Origin of the sequence: Kitasatospora sp. NPDC057500 (genome assembly GCF_042802195.1) — a bacterium.
Taxonomy (GTDB): Bacteria; Actinomycetota; Actinomycetes; order Streptomycetales; family Streptomycetaceae; genus Kitasatospora.
On the sequence record NZ_JBHVER010000181.1, the window covers coordinates 1 to 16,863 of the forward strand.

The following is a 16,863-nucleotide window of genomic DNA, read 5'->3' on the forward strand; positions in this document are numbered from 1 at the left end:
ATGCCGGTGTTGAAGACCGCCTCACCGAAGGCCTCACCGGTCGCGCCGTAGGCCTGGCCACGGAAGGTCCGGCCGTCCTCCAGGACGAGCACGGCGGGGACGCGTTCCCGCCGTTGGCGCTGCGTGGTGGGGGCAGGTGCGGTCATGACGCGGCCTCTTCCGTCTTCTTCGTCGTACGTGTTGCGGTGAACTGGGTGATCGCCTCGACCCAGGCGGTGTGCTCGTCGGGGTGGTCGGCCCGGAACCCGGAGTCCAGCTCGGTTCCCTCGTGCGTCCAGGTGACGACGAGGATCCCGGAGGGGACGACCTTGCCGGCGATCCCGGAGTCCGTGCGGGCACCGGTCAGGTGCTCGGCGGGGATCCAGAAGTCGACGTCCCCGGGGCGCTGCACCAGCAGGCCGTGCTCGCCGAGGGTCAGGTCGGCGCGGCTGCGGGTGCCCAGGCCGTGCGCGACGACCCGGTCGAGCCAGTTTCCGGCGGTGGTGGTGCCGTGGTACCTGCCGCTGGTCTCCAGGATGGTGCGGCCGGCCCGCTCCGGCACGGCCGGCAGCGGGGGGATGCCGGACTGCAGGGTGCGGCGCCAGTTCCAGCCCTGGCGCATCAGCCAGTAGACCAGGCCGATGACCAGCAGCAGGCCGACCGTCCAGCCGAGGTAGCCGGGCCAGTTGGTGACCCTGGCCTGCTCCTGGGCCAGCAGGACGGCGGAGCTCACGCGAGTCCGCCCTGCTCGACCAGTTCGCCGGCCAGCACGGTCGCGGTGCCGCGCAGGAAGGTGGCGTGCACCCGTCCGGGCAGGTCGAGCCCCTTGTAAGGGGTGTTGCGGGAACGGGTGGCGAAGCTGTCGGGGTTCACGGCACCACGGTACGCGGGATCGAACAGCACCAGGTTGGCGGGCTCACCCACCGAGACCGGGCGGCCGTGTCCGGCGAGACGGCCGATCCGCGCCGGGCGGTGCGACATCCGGTCGGCGACGCCCTCCCAGTTCAGCAGCCCGGTGTCCACCATGGTCTGCTGCACCACGGACAGCGCGGTCTCCAGGCCGACCATGCCCATCGCGGCCACGGCCCACTCGCAGTCCTTGTCCTCGGCCGGGTGCGGCGCGTGGTCGGTGGCGACGGCGTCGATGGTGCCGTCGGCCAGCGCCTTGCGCAGCGCCTGGACGTCCTCGGCGGTGCGCAGCGGCGGGTTGACCTTGTAGACCGGGTCGTAGGAGCGGACCAGTTCGTCGGTCAGCAGCAGGTGGTGCGGGGTGACCTCGGCGGTGACGTCCCAGCCCTTGCCCTTGGCCCAGCGGATGATCTCCACCGAGCCGGCGGTGGAGACGTGGCAGACGTGCAGCCGGGAGCCGACGTGCGCGGCGAGCAGCACGTCGCGGGCGATGATCGCCTCCTCGGCGACGGCCGGCCAGCCGCCCAGGCCCAGCTCGCCGGAGACCTGGCCCTCGTTCATCTGGGCGCCCTCGGTCAGCCGCGGCTCCTGCGCGTGCTGGGCGACGACGCCGTCGAAGGCCTTCACGTACTCCAGGGCGCGGCGCATGATCACCGCGTCGTCGACGCACTTGCCGTCGTCGGAGAAGACCCGGACGCCGGCCGCGGAGTCGTGCATGGCACCGAGCTCGGCGAGCTTCTTGCCCTCCAGGCCGACGGTGACGGCGCCGACCGGCTGCACGTCGCAGTAGCCGGACTCCTGGCCCAGGCGCCAGACCTGCTCGACCACGCCGGCGGTGTCGGCCACCGGGAAGGTGTTGGCCATCGCGTGGACGGCGGTGAAGCCGCCCTTCGCCGCCGCCCGGGTGCCGGTGAGGACGGTCTCGGCGTCCTCGCGGCCGGGCTCGCGCAGGTGGGTGTGCAGGTCGACCAGGCCGGGCAGGGCGATCAGGCCGGTGGCGTCGATCTCGATGTCGGCCGCGACGTCCAGGCCGGTGCCGATCGCCCGGATCACGCCGTCGGCGAGGTGGAGGTCCTGCGGGGCGCCGCCGAGGACCTGGGCGTTGCGGATCAGGTATGTGGTCACTGGGCGGTCTCCACGGAGTCGGTGCGGGGGTTGTCGGTGAGGGTGGCTCCGCCGAGCAGCAGGTAGAGCACGGCCATCCGGATGGAGACGCCGTTGGCGACCTGCTCGACCACGGTGCAGCGCGGGGAGTCGGCGACCTCGGCGGTGATCTCCATGCCGCGGACCATCGGGCCGGGGTGCAGCACGACGGCGTGCTCGGGCAGCTGGGCCATCCGGACGCCGTCGACGCCGTAGCGCCGGGTGTACTCGCGCTCGGTGGGGAAGAACGCGGCGTTCATCCGCTCGCGCTGGACCCGGAGCATCATCAGCGCGTCGGTCTTGGGGAGCACGCTCTCCAGGTCGTAGCTGACCTCGCAGGGCCAGTTCTCGATGCCGATCGGCAGCAGGGTCGGCGGGGCGACGAAGGTGACCTGGGCGCCGAGCGTGGTGAGCAGGTGGACGTTGGAGCGGGCGACCCGGCTGTGCAGGATGTCTCCGACGATGGTCACCCGCCGTCCGGCGAGGTCGTGGCCGGAGCCCGGGTTGAGGTGGCGGCGCATGGTGAAGGCGTCGAGCAGCGCCTGGGTGGGGTGCTCGTGGGTGCCGTCACCGGCGTTGATGACGCTGCCGTGCAGCCAGTCGGACTGCGCGAGGCGGGCCGGCGCGCCGGAGGCGTGGTGCCGGATGACGACCGCGTCGGCGCCCATGGCCTGGAGGGTGAGGGCGGTGTCCTTGAGGCTCTCGCCCTTGGAGACCGAGGAGCCCTTGGCGGAGAAGTTGATGACGTCGGCGGACAGCCGCTTCTCGGCGACCTCGAAGGAGGTCTTGGTGCGGGTGGAGTCCTCGAAGAAGAGGTTGACGACGGTCCGGCCGCGCAGGGTGGGGAGCTTCTTGACGGCCCGGCCGGAGAGCTGGGCGAGTTCCTCGGCGGTGTCCAGGATGAGCAGCGCGTCGTCGCGGCTGAGATCGGCTGCGGACACGAGGTGGCGCTTCACGCGGGTTACTCCGGGAGGTGCGGTTCGGTGGGCTGGGCGGCCAGCGCCTGGGACGAGCGGGCCGCGTAGTCGCGGTCGCCGACGAGTACGGCGTCGACGCCGTCGCGGTCGGCCAGGCGCACCTGGACGGCCTCGCGCAGCGAGGTGGGGAGGTTCTTGCCCACGTAGTCGGCGCGGATGGGCAGCTCGCGGTGGCCGCGGTCGACGAGGACGGCGAGCTGGACGGCGCGCGGGCGGCCGATGTCGTTGAGGGCGTCGAGCGCGGCGCGGATGGTGCGGCCGGAGAAGAGCACGTCGTCGACGAGGACCACGAGGCGGCCGTCGATGCCGCCGGGCGGGATCTCGGTGTGCTCCAGGGCGCGGGCAGGCTTCAGCCTCAGGTCGTCCCGGTACATCGTGATGTCCAGGGTGCCGAGCGGGATGTCGCGGCCGGTGATCTGGGCGAGCCTGGTGTTCAGGCGCCGGGCGAGGTGGACGCCCCTGGTGTGGATCCCGAGCAGCACGACGTCCTCGGCGCCCTTGGCGCGCTCGACGATCTCGTGCGCTATCCGGGTGATGACCCGGGCGATGTCCGTGCCGTCCAGCACCTGGTGCGGCGGCCTCGGAGCGGATTCCTGGTGAGCGGTCATGCCGAAGCGGACCTCCTTCCCCGCCTCACGGGACGGGCCTTAAAGGATGTCTGGTAACGCCCCGCCGGTCCTCCGGCGCGGGCTCCGGTCATCCTACCAGCGCCTTTTACGGCCAACCGACGGCCATCATTCCGCTTCCCGGGGTTCACGCGCCGGACGCACCGGTGATGCGGGCCATTCGCACGACTGCCCCATTCGGCTTGACGCAACTACCTCACTCTACGTAACCTCACAGTGAGTTACGAGACGGACGTCGAACCCACCGGTAGCGGCGTCGGCAAATCGCCCGTGACCCACCACTGAACGCGAAGCAATCTCGTCCGGGGAGATCAATGTCCAGCGACTACGCGAAGCAGCTCGGAGGCAAGCTCCGAGCCATCCGCACTCAGCAGGGTCTCTCCCTGCACGGTGTCGAGGAGAAGTCCCAGGGGCGCTGGAAGGCAGTCGTCGTCGGCTCGTACGAGCGCGGCGACCGTGCGGTCACCGTGCAGCGGCTGGCCGAACTGGCGGAGTTCTACGGGGTCCCGGTGCAGGAGCTGCTGCCCGGCGGGACGCCCGGCGGCGCGGCCGAGCCGCCGCCGCGCCTGGTGCTCGACCTGGAGAGACTGACCCAGGTCCCGTCCGAGAAGGCCGGCCCGCTGCAGCGCTACGCGGCGACCATCCAGAGCCAGCGCGGCGACTACAACGGCAAGGTGCTGTCGATCCGCCAGGACGACCTGCGCACCCTGGCCGTGATCTACGACCAGTCGCCGTCGATCCTCACCGAGCAGCTGATCTCCTGGGGCGTGCTCAACCCCGACGCGCGCCGCGCGGTGCGCGAGGAGGAGGCGGGCTGAGGCCCGCCGTACCGGCTCCCGCCGGTTCCCCCGCCGGCCTGCGCGTCCGCGGGGACGGCGGACAACAGCAGAAACGTCACGGCGCGGCCCCCGCGAGGGGTGCCGCGCCGCGGCACGTCCGATCCGGTCAGCAGACCGTCTCCAGCCGGTAGCCCGGCTCGGCGGCCACCCCGTCCAGCCGCACCGGCCCGGCCGCGGGCGCCCAGACCCGGCCCTCGCTGGCCCAGGCCCAGGCCGTCGGCCGGTACTCCCCGCAGGCCGCCGCGCTGCCCTGGGCGCCGTGCAGCACCGCCAGGCCGGGCAGCTCGCGGGCCAGCCCGGCGCAGAGCACCGCGCAGAGCAGCTCCAGGTCCTCGTCGTTGATCCGCACCACGCCGTCCTCCCACTGGAGCACCCGGGCTGCCGCGGCCAGCGGCCCGCCGGGCGCGTCCACCGACAGGCGCAGCTCGTAGACCCCGCTGCCGGCGCCCAGCAGCATCCGGCGGAACACCTCGGCGCCGCGCTCGTAGGCGCCGGCCACCGCGTCGTCGCGCTCGCCGTACAGCCGCCCGTCGAGCAGCAGGTCGGCGTGCCGCAGGGTCAGGCCGTTCTCGCGGGCCCGCACCAGCCGGGGGACGAAGTCGCCGGCCAGCTCCTCGCCCTGGTAGGCGAGCAGCTGGGTGCGCAGCGCCGGGTTGACCAGGTAGCGGTCGCGGGCGACCGGCTCGGCCGGGTCGAGGCCGTGCAGCAGGCAGAACTCGGCGAAGTCCTGCGGGTGGAACATCCGGGCCCGGACGGTGTCGAAGCGGCAGCGGGCGTCGGCGAGCAGTTCGGCGGTCTCCTTCAGGTACTGCTCGTGGTCGGGGGCGTCGGACAGCCGCCAGGCGCGGGCCTGCTCGAAGTCCGCGGGGCTGGTGAGCACCCCGATCACGAAGGCCTGCCCGGCACCCTCGGACCGCTGCCGCTCGCAGGCCCCGTCCCGGTCGGCCGCCGCGCGCGAGCGGGCCCGGGGGCGGGAACCCGCGGCGGTGCAGTCGGGGGTGCGGCGGGCGCGGCCGTTGCGGCTCATCGGGGCTCCTCGGACGGGGCGGACGGGGCGGCGGCGGGTGGTGCCGCCGCCCTTGTCCTCCCCCGCCCCGCGTGGCGCACACGTACGACGTGTCACAGGACTGTAACCGAGGGTGAATCGGATGTTTGGAGTCACGCACGGTTGTGCGGATCGCCGCTCACGCCCCGCGCACCCGCCCCGTGCGCGGCGCACTCGTCACTCGCCGTACACGCCCGCTCACACGCGACCGCGCGGCACGCCCCCCGAAGGCCCTCTGCCCCGAGCCTGCCTAGCGGGGCGTCCTCGCGAGCTGGCGGGACTGGGCGACCAGGCGGCCGGCCTCGTCCCAGACCTCGGCGTCCTCCTCGAAGTACCCGCCGGCCAGGTTCCGGGTGGCGTGGACCACCCGCAGCCAGCCCGGCGCGGGCTTGGCCCGCAGGTGCACGGTCAGCTCGACGGTCGGCGCCCAGCCCGGCATCCCGAGGTCGAAGGTGACCGGCGGCAGCGCGTCGGCGGCGAGCAGGAGCAGCAGCGGGTCCGGCCGGCGGCCGTCGGCGAGCCGGAACCAGCCCTGGATCCGGCCGGTGCCGGAGGGCTGCCCGAGCGCCCAGCCGACGGTGGCCGGGTCGAGCCGCATGTCGAAGCGCTCCAGCAGGGCGGCCTGGGTGAGCAGTTCCTTGGGCGCGTGCTCGACGCCGATGCACTGGTCCGGCGGCGGCAGCTGCGGCGGGACGGCGCTGGTGCGCACCTCGCCGTCGAGGGCGGCGAGGTCGCCGTGGGTGGCGACCACCCGCAGCCGCTCCACGCCGTCCTGGCTGAGCGCGGCGGTGCCGGTGGACAGCGCGCGGCCGGTGCGGATCACCTCGGTGCGCACGGTGGCCGGGCCGGGGGTGGCGGAGGAGAGGTAGTAGCCGCTGATCGAGACCGGGTCGGCGTGGCCGGCGCTCCCGGGGCGGGCGGTGTGCGCGAGCGAGAGCGCGTGGCCGGCCACGGCCAGCAGCAGTCCGCCGTTGACTCCGCCGCCGATCTGCCAGCCGTCGCCGAGTTCGCCGTCGTAGCGGCCGGGCTCGTCCGGGTGCGGGGTGAGCGCGATGCCCTGGTCGAACTCGCTGCGGATCGCCGTGGTCATGGGGGTGGCCTGCCCTTCGCTGCGGGGGTCGCCGGCGGGCACGGGGCCGCCGGCGCGCCGGGTTACTGGCGAGTAGAGGCCACCATACGCCGACCGGGCGAAGACGCACGCCGGCCGCCGGACCGTTTCCGGTCCGGCGGCCGTTCGGCGTGCGGCGCGCTGCGTCAGCGGCGGATGCCGGGCTTCAGCTCCATGAAGCGGGCCAGCAGGCCGTTGACGAACGCCGGGGAGTCGTCGGTGGAGTACTCCTTGGCGATCTCCACGGCCTCGTCCAGGACGACCGCGTCGGGGACCCGGTCCTCCCAGATCAGCTCGTACGCGCCGAGCCGCAGGACGTTGCGGTCCGCGATCGGCATCCGGTCGAGCGTCCAGCCGACCGCGTACTGCGAGATCAGCTCGTCGATCCGGCGGGCGTGCTGGACGTAACCCTCGACCAGCTCCATGGTGTACTCGCCGACCTGCGGGGTGCCCTCGTCCGGCTTGGGCTCCCGGGCCCGGGCCACCCAGTCGGCGAGGACCGTCAGCGGGTCGACCCCGCGGTGGTCGGCCTCGAACAGGATCTGGAAGGCTCGCGTGCGGGCCTTGGTGCGTGCGGACGACACGGACTTACTTCACCCGGCCGAGGTAGCTGCCGTCGCGGGTGTCGACCTTGACCTTCTCGCCGGTGGTGATGAAGAGCGGCACCTGGATCTCGGCACCGGTCTCCAGGGTGGCCGGCTTGGTGCCACCGGTGGAGCGGTCGCCCTGGACGCCCGGCTCGGTCTCGGCGATGACGAGCTCGACCGCGGCCGGGAGCTCGATGTACAGCACCGAGCCCTCGTTCACGGCGACGAGCGCGTCGAAGCCCTCCAGCAGGTACTTGGCGGCGTCGCCCACGACGACCGGCTCGATGGCCAGCTGGTCGTAGGTGTCCATGTCCATGAACACGAAGTTCTCGCCGTCCTTGTACGAGAACTGCATGGTGCGCTTGTCGACGTTGGCGGTCTCGACCTTGGTGCCCGCGTTGAAGGTCTTGTCGACGACCTTGCCCGTCAGGACCTCCTTGAGCTTGGTACGCACGAAGGCCGGGCCCTTGCCGGGCTTGACGTGCTGGAACTCGACGACGGACCAGAGCTTGCCGCCCTCCAGCTTGAGGACCATGCCGTTCTTGAGATCGTTCGTGGAAGCCACGGGCGCACTTACTCCTGGATATAGCTGTCAAGGAACCAAGGGACGCGTCCTGTGGCACACCTGCGTCACAGGGCGAGGAGCTCCTTGGTGGTGATGGTGAGCAGCTCGGGTCCGCCCTCGTCCAGGGGGCGCACGACGAGCGTGTCCTCGATCCGGACCCCGCCCCGCCCCGGGAGGTGGACCCCCGGGCCGACGGTGACCGGTACGCGGCTGTCCAGTTTACCCATGTCCGCGGGGCCGAGGCGCGGGGCCTCCCGGATCTCCAGCCCGATGCCGTGGCCGACCGGGTGCGGCGAGCTCTCGGTGTGACCGGCGGCCCGGAGGATGTCCCGCGCGGCCTGGTCGGGCACGCACTGTTCGACCCCCGGCCCGAGCGCCTCCCGCCCGGCCCGCTGGGCTCGGAAGACCAGCCGGTGCAGCTCCACCTGCCAGGGCGCGGGGGCCGCCCCGATCACGAAGGTCCGGGCGGTGGAGACCCCGTAGCCGCGGTAGCGCGCGCCGAGCACCACGGTCAGGAAGTCGCCCTCCTCCACCCGCCGGTCGGTGGGCTGGTGCGCCTGCTGGCCGGAGTGGCTGCCGGTGCCGACCGAGACCGGGAAGGCCGCCCGGTCCGCGCCGTGGTCGATCATCCGGCGCTCCAGCTCCATCGCCAGGTGCCGTTCGGTGCGGCCGACCAGGATCGACTCCAGCAGCTCTCCGAGCGCCTGGTCGGCGATCTCGGCGGCGATCCGCAGGTCGGCGATCTCGTGCTCGTCCTTGACCACCCGCAGCCGCTCGACCGCCTGGCCGACGTCCGCCAGCCGCACCCCCTCGGCCAGCCCGGCCACCGCCCGGTGCCGGGTGACCGTCAGGTCGTGCTCCTCCACCGCGAGCCCGGTCGCCCCCAGCCGCGCCACGGCGGAGGCCGCGGCCAGCGCGGTGTCCGTCCCGGCCGGCACCGGCAGCCGGGTGACGTCGGGGGCGATCAGGTGCTCCCCGGTGTCGTCCGGCGGCAGGTCGTCCGGCAGCGCCAGCACCGCCCGGTCCCGGGTCAGCAGCAGCGTCGCCCCGCACGGCGGGCACCCGGTGAGGTACCGCACGTTCGCCGCCCGGGTGATCAGCGCCGCGTCGGCCCCGGACGCACCGCAGTGCTCCCGCAACCGCTCCCGGCGGCCCGCGTACGCATCAGCCATGCGTCGAGCCTACGAACCCGCCCCCCGATCCGCCCGCCGAACGCCCCCACCCGGGCCGCCGCACCGGCCCGACCGGACCGGACCACCGTGATCCGTTCGGCCTTCGCCCCGGGCCACCCGTCCCGCGGGTCAGCCGGCCAGGTTCGTCCAAACCACCGCCGGCCCGAGCTGGGCCGCCAGCAGCAGCAGCCAGAATCGCGCCCCGCCGGAACCCCATCGACGCGCCGCGAGCCGGTTCACGACGGCGGCGGCCAGCAGGTACGGGAGGAGGGGCACCAGCGCCACGACGAGCGCCAGTCCCGCACCGTCGTTCGTGTTGTACGGATCAGCGGTGGTCCAGCCGAACCGGGCGAACACGAAGTCGGAGAGGAACCTCCAGGTGAACCAGTACGGGAGCACGCCGACCACCCCCAACGGGAGGTTGACGAGTACCGCCGCGAGCGGCGCCGGCATCCGGCGCCCGCCCTCGTGCGCCGCCAGGTGATCGGCGAACTCCCCATCGGCAAACGACATGTGACCGACCCTACAGCTTGCGTGCAGGCACCTGCTCCGCGCCGCCGGTGGGCCCGGGGGTCCACTTCTTCTCCACGCCGGCGAGGCGCCAGTAGGCGATGGCGGCGGCCCAGACGACCACGAAGAGGCCGACGATCGCGTAGCCGACGTTGTCCAGGGAGATCTCGGCGATCCAGCCGGTCACCGGGTCGGTGAGGTCGAGCTTCTCGTGGAGGACGCCGACCAGTTCGATGGTGCCGATGATGAAGGCGACCGCGATGGACAGGCCGGTGATGGTCAGGTTGTAGTACACCTTGCGGACCGGGTTGGAGAACGCCCACTGGTAGGCGAAGTTCATGAAGGTGCCGTCCAGGGTGTCGAACAGGCTCATGCCGGCCGCGAACAGCAGCGGCAGGCAGACGATCGCGTACCAGGGCAGGCCGGAGGCGGCGCCGGAGCCGGCCATCACCATCAGGGTGACCTCGGTCGCGGTGTCGAAGCCCAGGCCCAGCACCATGCCGACCGGGAACATCTGGCCGGGCCGGGTGATCGAGCGGGTGGCCCGGTTCAGGACGCGGGCCAGCAGGCCGCGGGAGTTCAGGTGCTCCTCCAGCTCGGCCTCGTCGAACCGGTCGGCCCGCATCGAGCGGAACACCCTGAGGATGCCGAACAGCGCGGCCAGGTTGAGCGCGCCGATCAGGTAGAGGAAGACGCCGGAGGCCGAGGTGCCGACCACGCCCAGCCACTGGTGGGTGGTGGAGTCGTCGTCCATCAGGGTGTTGGCCAGCTGGGCACCGCCCGCCACCAGGGCGGCCATCAGCACCACCATCGAGGAGTGGCCGAGGGCGAACCAGAAGCCCACCGAGACGGGGCGCTTGCCGTCCGCCATCAGCTTGCGGGTGGTGTTGTCGATCACCGCGATGTGGTCGGCGTCGAAGGCGTGCCGCATGCCGAGGGTGTAGGCGGTGATGCCCAGGCCCACCCCGAAGACCTGGGTGCCCACCGCGTACTCCTCCGGTGCGACCAGGAAGATCAGCGTGCCGAACGCCACCACGTGCATGGCGAGGATCACGGCCATCAGTCCGGCGGTGCGGACGGTGTCCTCACGGCGCCAGCGGAAGGCGGGCAGGGCGGCGGGCGGCGCCGCGGCGGCGGCGGTTTCGGGCAGGGTCATGCGGATCACGCTCCAGCACCTCGTGGAATGACTTCGTGAGATGCCGCGGCCGGTCTCCTGGCTGACGGGGCTCCCGTACCCGCCTTCCCAAGCGCGCGAGGCGCCCAGTGGCGTCGTGGGTACGGACACTCTCCCCCGATCACAGTGGCGAGGGCCGCTCCGGACTGGGACCCCTGAGGGTCCGTCACCGGTCTTCCCGAGCACCACGGCGGGCAACACCGTAGGGGCCCGGGGCGACCCATGCAAGGCTGCGCACCTACGCAGGTGTTCAGGATCACAACCTCCCGCCTGCCAGAATGGGCCGTATGCATCTCGTACCGGCCGACCGCGCGGGCCACCGCACCATCGACGGCCACCGGGTCTGCGAGGCCATCGCCGCGATCGGGGACACCGCCCACGTCCGCGCCTGGGCCGACCGGTTCGCCCTGCTCGCCGACCCCGGCAGGCTCGCCCTCCTGCTCGCCCTGCACCGCACCGGCCCGCTCGCCGTCACCGACCTCGCCGTCGCCACCGGCATGCGCGACCCCGCCGTCTCCCAGGCGCTGCGCCTGCTCCGGACGGCCGGGGTGGTGGCGGGCGAGAAGGAGGGGCGCGTGGTGCGCTACCGGCTCGTGGACGCCACCCTGCGCCCCCTGCTCGACCAGTGCGCCGGTGACGCGCCCGCCGTGGCGGCCGGCTGACCCCCCGTCCGGACATCGCGCCAGGACGGAACCCGTTCAGTACGATCATGGTGTGCTGAACCGCCGCCGGCTCCGGACCCGGCCCGACGACGACCGCTGGGACACCCGGCCCGTCCGGGCCCGCGTCCTCGCGGTGGCCCGCACCCTCACCTCCGCCACCCGGGTCCTGGACGTCCTCACCCTGCTGCGCGAGCAGGACGGCATCGGCATCGCCGTCACCGTCAACCCCGGCTCCGCGTTCGCCGCCGGCCTCGACGACTACCTCCGCGCCCAGCCCGGCCTCACCGTGCTGCCCTGGCGCGACGCCGTCCGCCGGCCGTTCGACCTCGCCGTCGCCTGCGCCGTCCACGCCTCGATGCACCGGCTGCGCGCACCCCTGGTCGTCCTGCCGCACGGCGCCGGCTACAACCGCCTGGTACCCGAGTCCACCGGCGACACGGTGACCGCCGCCGGCCTCTCCCGGCGCGAACTCACCCACCGCGGACGGGTCTTCCCCGCCGTCATCGGCCTCTCCCACCGCGAACAGTTCGAACGCCTGCGGGCCGCCTGCCCCGAGGCGCTGCCCCGCGCCCGCGAGGTCGGCGACCCCTGCTTCGACCGGATGCTCGCCGGCCTCGCCGCCCGCGACGGCCACCGGGCCGCCCTCGGCGCCGTCGACGGCCGCCGCCTCGTCGTGGTCAACTCCACCTGGAGCGAGCACTCGTTACTCGGCCGCCACCCCGGCCTGCCGCTGCGGCTGGTCGGACAACTGCCCGCCGACGAGTACACCGTCGCCGTCGTCCTGCACCCCAACGTCTGGGCCCGGCACGACCCGCGCGCCCTGCTCGCCGCCGCCGAACGCTCCGGCCTGCGGCTGGTCCCGCCGCACCAGGGCTGGCAGGCCACCCTGATCGCCGCCGACTGCGTGATCGGCGACCACGGCTCGGTCACCTTCTACGGCGCCGCCCTCGAACGCCGCACCCTGCTGGTCGCCACCGGGGCCGCCGAACTCGACCCCCGCTCCCCCAGCTACGCCTTCGGCCAGGCCGCCCCGGCCCTCGACCCCGACGGCGACCTGCTCGGCCAGCTCGAACGGGCGATGGCCGGCCAGGACCCTGCCGCCCTGCGCCCGATCACCGACCGCTCGCTCGGCCGGCGCGGGGAGTCCGCCCGGGTGCTGCGCGACCTCCTGCTCTCCTACCTGCCCGGCATCGAGGAACCGCCCGACGACCCCCAGCCCCTGCCCTACCCCCGACCGGTCCCGCTCGCCGCCGAACCGCCCACCGCCTACGACATCGTGGCCACCGGCGAGGGCACCGACGTTCACCTGCGCCGCTACCCCGTCGGCCCCGGCCACCACGCCCCGCGCGGGTTCCACGCGGTCGCCGCCGACGAGCCCCGCCTCGCCCTGCGGCACACCGCCGAGGTCCTGGCCCGCACCGAGACCGACGCCGAGCAGCCCGCCGAGCGCTGGCTCGCCGCCACCGCCGCCGAACTCCCCGGCCTCGCCGTCGCCGCGGCCGCCCTCGGCCCGGCCCACCACCTGCTGCGGCTGCCCACCGGCCTGCTGCTGGAGGCCCACGCCGAACGCCCCTGGGGCGCCCCCGCGCCCCGCCTCGACCCGCTCCTGCTCGGCTCCGCCGTCGCCCACTGGCTGACCACCCCCGGCGCCCGGGCGGCCGACCTCACCCGGCACCCCCTCATCCTGCACACCGGCCCCCGCCGCATCACGGTCACCTTCACCGCCCGGCCGGACTGACCCGCTCAGTGCCCCCGCAGCTCCCGCAGCCGGGCGCGGTTGCGGTCGGCCAGCGCCGCGTCCCCCAGCTCCTCCGCCAGTTCGACGAGCAGCTCCCGGGCCGCCTCCTCCTTCCGCGGCTGGCCCAGCTCCCGCGCCAGCCCGGCGCTCCGCCGCGCCGCGTCGACCGCCGACGGCAGCCGGCGCAGTGCCCGCTCGGCCCGGGCCTCGACCAGCGGCAGCCGCATCAGCATCGGCGCGTCGCCCTCCCGCCCGGCCAGCTCGGCCGCCTCCCCCAGCACGGCCAGCGCCTCCTCCGCCCGCCCGGCGGCCACCAGGGCCTGGGCGAGGTTGTAGCCCTGCACCACCACGCCGTGCGGGTCGCCCGCGTTGGCCTCCCGGGCCAGCGTGAACAGCTCCACGGCCCGCTCCGGCCGCCCGTCGGCCAGGCAGAGCAGGCCGTCCGTCTCCCACAGCACACCGGCCAGCCGCGGTTCGTCCACCTCCGGCAGCAGCGCCGCCGCGGACGCCAGCTGCTCGGCGGCGAGCGGGTACTCGGCACGCTCGTAGTAGGCCCGCCCGAGCTGGTTGCGCATCCGGATCACCGCGTCCGGCCGGTTGTCCCACTGCGCCGCCTCGATGCCGAGCAGATGGCTCTCCACCCAGTCCCCGTAGTGCTTGCGCCCGTGGTAGAGCGGCCAGAGCGACTCGCACAGCCGCCACACCTCGCCGTGCCACCCCTGCTCGGCGGCGGCCCGGACGGCGCCCAGCAGGTTCGCCCGCTCGCTCTGCAGCCACTCCAGCGCGTCCGGCCGCGACGCGAAACCGGGCAGCGCCGGGGCGTCGGGGCTCTCCTGGAGGCGGAAACGGTCGCCGATCGCCCGGTCGGCCAGTGCCGCGCGGCACCGGTAGTAGCCCACGACCCGGGCCAGCAGCTCCAGCCGTCCCGGCAGCTCGCGGACCGTTCCCGCCGCGTGCAGCCGGACCAGGTCGTGGGCGCGGTAGCGGCGCTCCGGCCCGTCCTCCGCGACGTCGTCCAGCAGGTGCGCCGAACGCAGCTCCGCCAGGCCGTCCGCGGCCCTCGGCACGCCGACCGCCCCGGCCAGCTCGGCGGAGACCAGCGGGCCGGGGTTGACGCCCAGCAGCCGGTAGAGCTCACGGGTGTGCCCGGGCAGCCGCCGGTGGACGGCGTCCAGGACGTCCCCGACCGCGCCTTCCTCGTTGCTCAGGGACGACAAGCCGTGCTCCTCGTCGGTCAGTTCGGCCAGTACCCGGTCCACCGGGAGTTCCTCGCGGTCGAGCAGCCGGAAGCCCACCGCGTTCAGCGCCAGCGGCAGGCCGCCGCAGCACTCGACCAGCCGGGCCAGCTCCGCGTCCGTCCCCCGGCCCGGGCCCAGCCAGCCGCGGACCAGCTCGCTCCCGGCGCCGGTCGAGAGCGGATCCAGGCGCACCACTTCGGCGCCGTCCAGGGCCAGCCCGGGCAGCCGGCGCCGGCCGGCGGCCACCAGCAGACCGGTGGCGGGCAGCAGCGCCCGGACCTCTGCGGCGTGCTCGACGTTGTCCAGGAAGAGCAGCACCCGTCGGCCGGCGGCCGTCACGGTGCGGAACGCCGCCGCGCGTTCGGCCAGGGTGTCCGGCACGTAGGAGAGCCCGAAGCCGCGCAGGAAGCCGCCGAGCACCTCACCGAGGTCCACCCCGCCGAGGTGCCGGTGGGCGGCGAGGTCGGCGTAGAGCTGGCCGCCCGGGAAGCGCTCCACGGAGCGGGCCGCGAACTGGGCGACCAGTTCGGTCTTGCCGACGCCGCCGAGTCCGGTGAGCGCCACCACGGCCGGCCGGACGTCGTCCAGTCGGTCCAGCACCTCCGCCAGCCGGGCGAACTCCTCCTCCCGGTTCACGAAGGCCCGGCGCGGCCCGCGGATCTGGCGCGGCACGCCGAGTCCGGGCGCCGCCATGACGACCGTGTCGGCCTGCACCACCGTGCCGTGGACCGTGCCCGACACGGTGTTGACCGTCCGGTGGATCTCCGTCATCAGCCCGCTCCCTCCGCCCCGGCCGAGTGCCGGGCCCCAGCCTACGGCCGGACCTGATCCCGCATCACGTCGCGGCGTGCGGCGGTTGACAGACCGGGCACCAGAAGAGGTTGCGGGAGGCGTGCTCCTCGGTGCGGACATCGGTGGCGCAGACCAGGCAGGGCTGTCCGGCGCGGCGGTAGACGTACACCTCGCCGCCGTGGTCGTCGACGCGCGGCGGGCGGTTCATCGCCTCGGGGGTGTGCTCGGGGCGGACGGTGTCGATCCGGCCGGCGCCGACACCCTCGCGCATCAGGGCGACCAGGTCCGTCCAGATCGCGTCCCACTCGGCGCGGCGCAGCGAGCGGCCGGGCAGCTGCGGGTCGATGCCGTGCCGGAACAGCACCTCGGCGCGGTAGACGTTGCCGACGCCGGCCAGCACCTTCTGGTCCATCAGCAGGGCGGCGATCGTCGTACGGCTGCCGGCTATCCGTCGCCAGGCGGCGTCCGGGTCGGCGTCGGCGCGCAGCGGGTCCGGGCCGAGGCGGGCGGCGACGGCGGCCTTCTCGGCGTCGGTGACCAGGGCGCAGGTGTTGGGACCGCGCAGGTCGGCGTAGTGCTCGTCGTTCTCCAGGCGCAGCCGGACCAGGCCGACCGGCTCGGGCACCGGTCCGTCGCCGAGCTCGCCGAAGGTGAAGCCGCCGTACAGGCCGAGGTGGACGTGCACCCAGGCGTCCTCGCCGAAGCCGAGGAAGAGGTGCTTGCCGGTGGCCTCGGCCGCGACCAGCTCCTTCCCGTCGATCAGCTTGGCGCCGTCCGCGAAGCGGCCCTGCGGGCTGCTGGCACGGACCGGCCGGCCGCCGAAGGCGCGGTGGTTCTCGGCGGCGAGGCGGTGGATGATGTGGCCTTCCGGCACGGGCGCGGCTCCCCCCGGTGGTTCGTTCAGGACCCGTCCATCATCGCAGCCGGCACCGACAGTCCGGCCCGGCCGGCGGGGGCGCCCGGGGCCTCAGCGCACCGGGACGCCCATCAGCCGGGCCAGGATCACCCGGTCGAGTTCGGCGGCGGTGGCGGCCACGTCGAGGTGGGAGTTGTCGATGATCGGCAGCCCGGAGTTGTACCAGCCGGCCATCCGGCCGTGGATCCGGGCCACCTCCTCGTCGCCGAGCCGCCGGTTGCCGCCGCGCCGGGCGTTGCGGCCGAGCACCGAGTCCAGGCTGGGCAGCAGCACCACCGGGATCATGCCGGGGCCGATGTGCCGCTTCCAGCCGCCGAGGCCGATGGCGGGGCGGTCGGGGAAGACGGCGTCGTCGATGATGCAGGAGATGCCGTTGGCGAGGTAGTTGCGGCAGGCGAAGCCGCAGGTGCGGCGGGCCAGCCGGTACTGCGCCTCGGAGGCGTTGTTCCAGCCGGACTGCGGGTTGGCGAAGCCGGACTGCACCCACTCGCGGACGTCGTCGAGGCTGATGTGCGCGGTCGGGGTGGGGCGCCGCTCGGCCCAGTAGCGGGCGACGGTGGTCTTGCCGGCGCCGGCCGGGCCGATCAGCAGCACCGCGATCGGGCCGGTGGCGGCGTGCTGCTGCTGCGGCGGGCGGACGGGCAGCTGGACGGGCGCGCCGGACGGCAGCAGGAAGTGGCCTGTGGACCCGGCGGGCACCGGCGTCACCGGGGCGGGCGCGGGGGCCGGGGCGGCCGGAGCGGGAGCGGCGGGCGGCCCCGGCGGGACGGTCGACACCGGCACGGTCGGCGGCCCGGACGCCGCGCCCGGAGCAGGCGCGGCGGCAGCGGGCCCGGCGGCAGCGGGCCCGGCGGCAGCGGGCCCGGCGGCAGCGGGCCCGGCG

18 protein-coding genes and 1 riboswitch are annotated in these 16,863 nt (G+C 74.3%); of the genes, 3 read left to right on the forward strand and 15 right to left on the reverse strand.

Annotation, left to right across the window (positions count from 1 at the left end):
- From ACFU74_RS29095 to pyrR, 5 genes are all read right to left on the reverse strand, one after another.
- Window positions 1-146: carbamoyl-phosphate synthase domain-containing protein (locus ACFU74_RS29095; protein WP_380762031.1), on the reverse strand; the 146-nt coding region annotated here is incomplete at its 3' end.
- Window positions 143-712, reverse strand: coding sequence for a hypothetical protein (locus ACFU74_RS29100; RefSeq protein WP_380762004.1), 570 nt, complete (start codon window positions 710-712; stop codon window positions 143-145). The genes ACFU74_RS29095 and ACFU74_RS29100, both read right to left, overlap by 4 nt.
- On the reverse strand, window positions 709-2,013 hold the full coding sequence (locus tag ACFU74_RS29105; RefSeq protein WP_380762006.1) for a dihydroorotase: 1,305 nt from the start codon (window positions 2,011-2,013) through the stop codon (window positions 709-711). The genes ACFU74_RS29100 and ACFU74_RS29105 overlap by 4 nt, the downstream gene beginning before the upstream one ends.
- Complete coding sequence (locus ACFU74_RS29110) at window positions 2,010-2,987, reverse strand: aspartate carbamoyltransferase catalytic subunit (protein WP_380762008.1); 978 nt, start codon at window positions 2,985-2,987, stop codon at window positions 2,010-2,012. The genes ACFU74_RS29105 and ACFU74_RS29110 overlap by 4 nt, the downstream gene beginning before the upstream one ends.
- Window positions 2,988-2,992: 5 nt before the next feature.
- Entirely contained in the window at window positions 2,993-3,616 is a 624-nt protein-coding gene (pyrR, locus tag ACFU74_RS29115; RefSeq protein WP_380762010.1) for a bifunctional pyr operon transcriptional regulator/uracil phosphoribosyltransferase PyrR, read from the reverse strand.
- Between the two features lie 332 nt (window positions 3,617-3,948).
- On the opposite strand from pyrR, the gene ACFU74_RS29120 reads away from it, so the two are divergent.
- Window positions 3,949-4,452, forward strand: coding sequence for a transcriptional regulator (locus ACFU74_RS29120; protein WP_045692870.1), 504 nt, complete (start codon window positions 3,949-3,951; stop codon window positions 4,450-4,452).
- 127 nt (window positions 4,453-4,579) lie between these two features.
- Here the strand turns inward: ACFU74_RS29120 and ACFU74_RS29125 are convergent, their stop codons facing one another.
- From ACFU74_RS29125 to ACFU74_RS29155, 7 genes are all read right to left on the reverse strand, one after another.
- Window positions 4,580-5,500, reverse strand: coding sequence for a hypothetical protein (locus tag ACFU74_RS29125; RefSeq protein ID WP_380762012.1), 921 nt, complete (start codon window positions 5,498-5,500; stop codon window positions 4,580-4,582).
- A gap of 268 nt (window positions 5,501-5,768) precedes the next feature.
- Complete coding sequence (locus tag ACFU74_RS29130) at window positions 5,769-6,608, reverse strand: thioesterase family protein (RefSeq protein ID WP_380762013.1); 840 nt, start codon at window positions 6,606-6,608, stop codon at window positions 5,769-5,771.
- Window positions 6,609-6,772: 164 nt separating this feature from the next.
- Window positions 6,773-7,210 (reverse strand): transcription antitermination factor NusB, encoded by a 438-nt coding sequence (gene nusB, locus ACFU74_RS29135; protein WP_380762015.1) that lies wholly within the window; start codon window positions 7,208-7,210, stop codon window positions 6,773-6,775.
- 4 nt (window positions 7,211-7,214) lie between these two features.
- Entirely contained in the window at window positions 7,215-7,778 is a 564-nt protein-coding gene (gene efp, locus ACFU74_RS29140; protein WP_380294599.1) for an elongation factor P, read from the reverse strand.
- 65 nt (window positions 7,779-7,843) lie between these two features.
- Window positions 7,844-8,950 (reverse strand): M24 family metallopeptidase, encoded by a 1,107-nt coding sequence (locus ACFU74_RS29145; RefSeq protein ID WP_380762017.1) that lies wholly within the window; start codon window positions 8,948-8,950, stop codon window positions 7,844-7,846.
- 129 nt (window positions 8,951-9,079) lie between these two features.
- Complete coding sequence (locus ACFU74_RS29150) at window positions 9,080-9,463, reverse strand: hypothetical protein (RefSeq protein ID WP_380762019.1); 384 nt, start codon at window positions 9,461-9,463, stop codon at window positions 9,080-9,082.
- A 10-nt stretch (window positions 9,464-9,473) separates the two neighbouring features.
- On the reverse strand, window positions 9,474-10,616 hold the full coding sequence (locus tag ACFU74_RS29155) for a HoxN/HupN/NixA family nickel/cobalt transporter (protein ID WP_380762021.1): 1,143 nt from the start codon (window positions 10,614-10,616) through the stop codon (window positions 9,474-9,476).
- A gap of 29 nt (window positions 10,617-10,645) precedes the next feature.
- A riboswitch (cobalamin riboswitch) is annotated at window positions 10,646-10,839 on the reverse strand.
- A gap of 82 nt (window positions 10,840-10,921) precedes the next feature.
- Between ACFU74_RS29155 and ACFU74_RS29160 the strand changes: the two genes are divergently transcribed.
- The gene (locus ACFU74_RS29160) at window positions 10,922-11,296 is read left to right on the forward strand and encodes an ArsR/SmtB family transcription factor (RefSeq protein WP_380762022.1); all 375 of its coding nucleotides are present in this window, start codon (window positions 10,922-10,924) and stop codon (window positions 11,294-11,296) included.
- A 52-nt stretch (window positions 11,297-11,348) separates the two neighbouring features.
- On the forward strand, window positions 11,349-13,034 hold the full coding sequence (locus tag ACFU74_RS29165; protein ID WP_380762024.1) for a hypothetical protein: 1,686 nt from the start codon (window positions 11,349-11,351) through the stop codon (window positions 13,032-13,034).
- Between the two features lie 5 nt (window positions 13,035-13,039).
- On the opposite strand, the gene ACFU74_RS29170 is transcribed toward ACFU74_RS29165, so the two are convergent.
- The 3 genes from ACFU74_RS29170 to ACFU74_RS29180 form a co-directional block, all read right to left on the reverse strand.
- Window positions 13,040-15,043: an AAA family ATPase gene (locus ACFU74_RS29170; protein ID WP_380762026.1), complete on the reverse strand. Its 2,004-nt coding sequence runs from the start codon at window positions 15,041-15,043 to the stop codon at window positions 13,040-13,042.
- Window positions 15,044-15,107: 64 nt separating this feature from the next.
- Window positions 15,108-15,938 (reverse strand): Fpg/Nei family DNA glycosylase, encoded by an 831-nt coding sequence (locus ACFU74_RS29175; protein ID WP_380762028.1) that lies wholly within the window; start codon window positions 15,936-15,938, stop codon window positions 15,108-15,110.
- 93 nt (window positions 15,939-16,031) lie between these two features.
- On the reverse strand, window positions 16,032-16,863 hold an 832-nt coding region (locus ACFU74_RS29180; RefSeq protein ID WP_380762029.1), incomplete at its 5' end, for an AAA family ATPase.

Coding starts and splice junctions, on each gene's coding strand:
- pyrR (WP_380762010.1), bottom strand. CDS start 3,616: ATGACCGCTCACCAGGAATCCGCTCCGAGGCCGCCGCACCAGGTGCTG.
- ACFU74_RS29120 (WP_045692870.1), top strand. CDS start 3,949: ATGTCCAGCGACTACGCGAAGCAGCTCGGAGGCAAGCTCCGAGCCATC.
- ACFU74_RS29125 (WP_380762012.1), bottom strand. CDS start 5,500: ATGAGCCGCAACGGCCGCGCCCGCCGCACCCCCGACTGCACCGCCGCG.
- ACFU74_RS29130 (WP_380762013.1), bottom strand. CDS start 6,608: ATGACCACGGCGATCCGCAGCGAGTTCGACCAGGGCATCGCGCTCACC.
- ACFU74_RS29145 (WP_380762017.1), bottom strand. CDS start 8,950: ATGGCTGATGCGTACGCGGGCCGCCGGGAGCGGTTGCGGGAGCACTGC.
- ACFU74_RS29150 (WP_380762019.1), bottom strand. CDS start 9,463: ATGTCGTTTGCCGATGGGGAGTTCGCCGATCACCTGGCGGCGCACGAG.
- ACFU74_RS29155 (WP_380762021.1), bottom strand. CDS start 10,616: ATGACCCTGCCCGAAACCGCCGCCGCCGCGGCGCCGCCCGCCGCCCTG.
- ACFU74_RS29160 (WP_380762022.1), top strand. CDS start 10,922: ATGCATCTCGTACCGGCCGACCGCGCGGGCCACCGCACCATCGACGGC.
- ACFU74_RS29170 (WP_380762026.1), bottom strand. CDS start 15,043: ATGACGGAGATCCACCGGACGGTCAACACCGTGTCGGGCACGGTCCAC.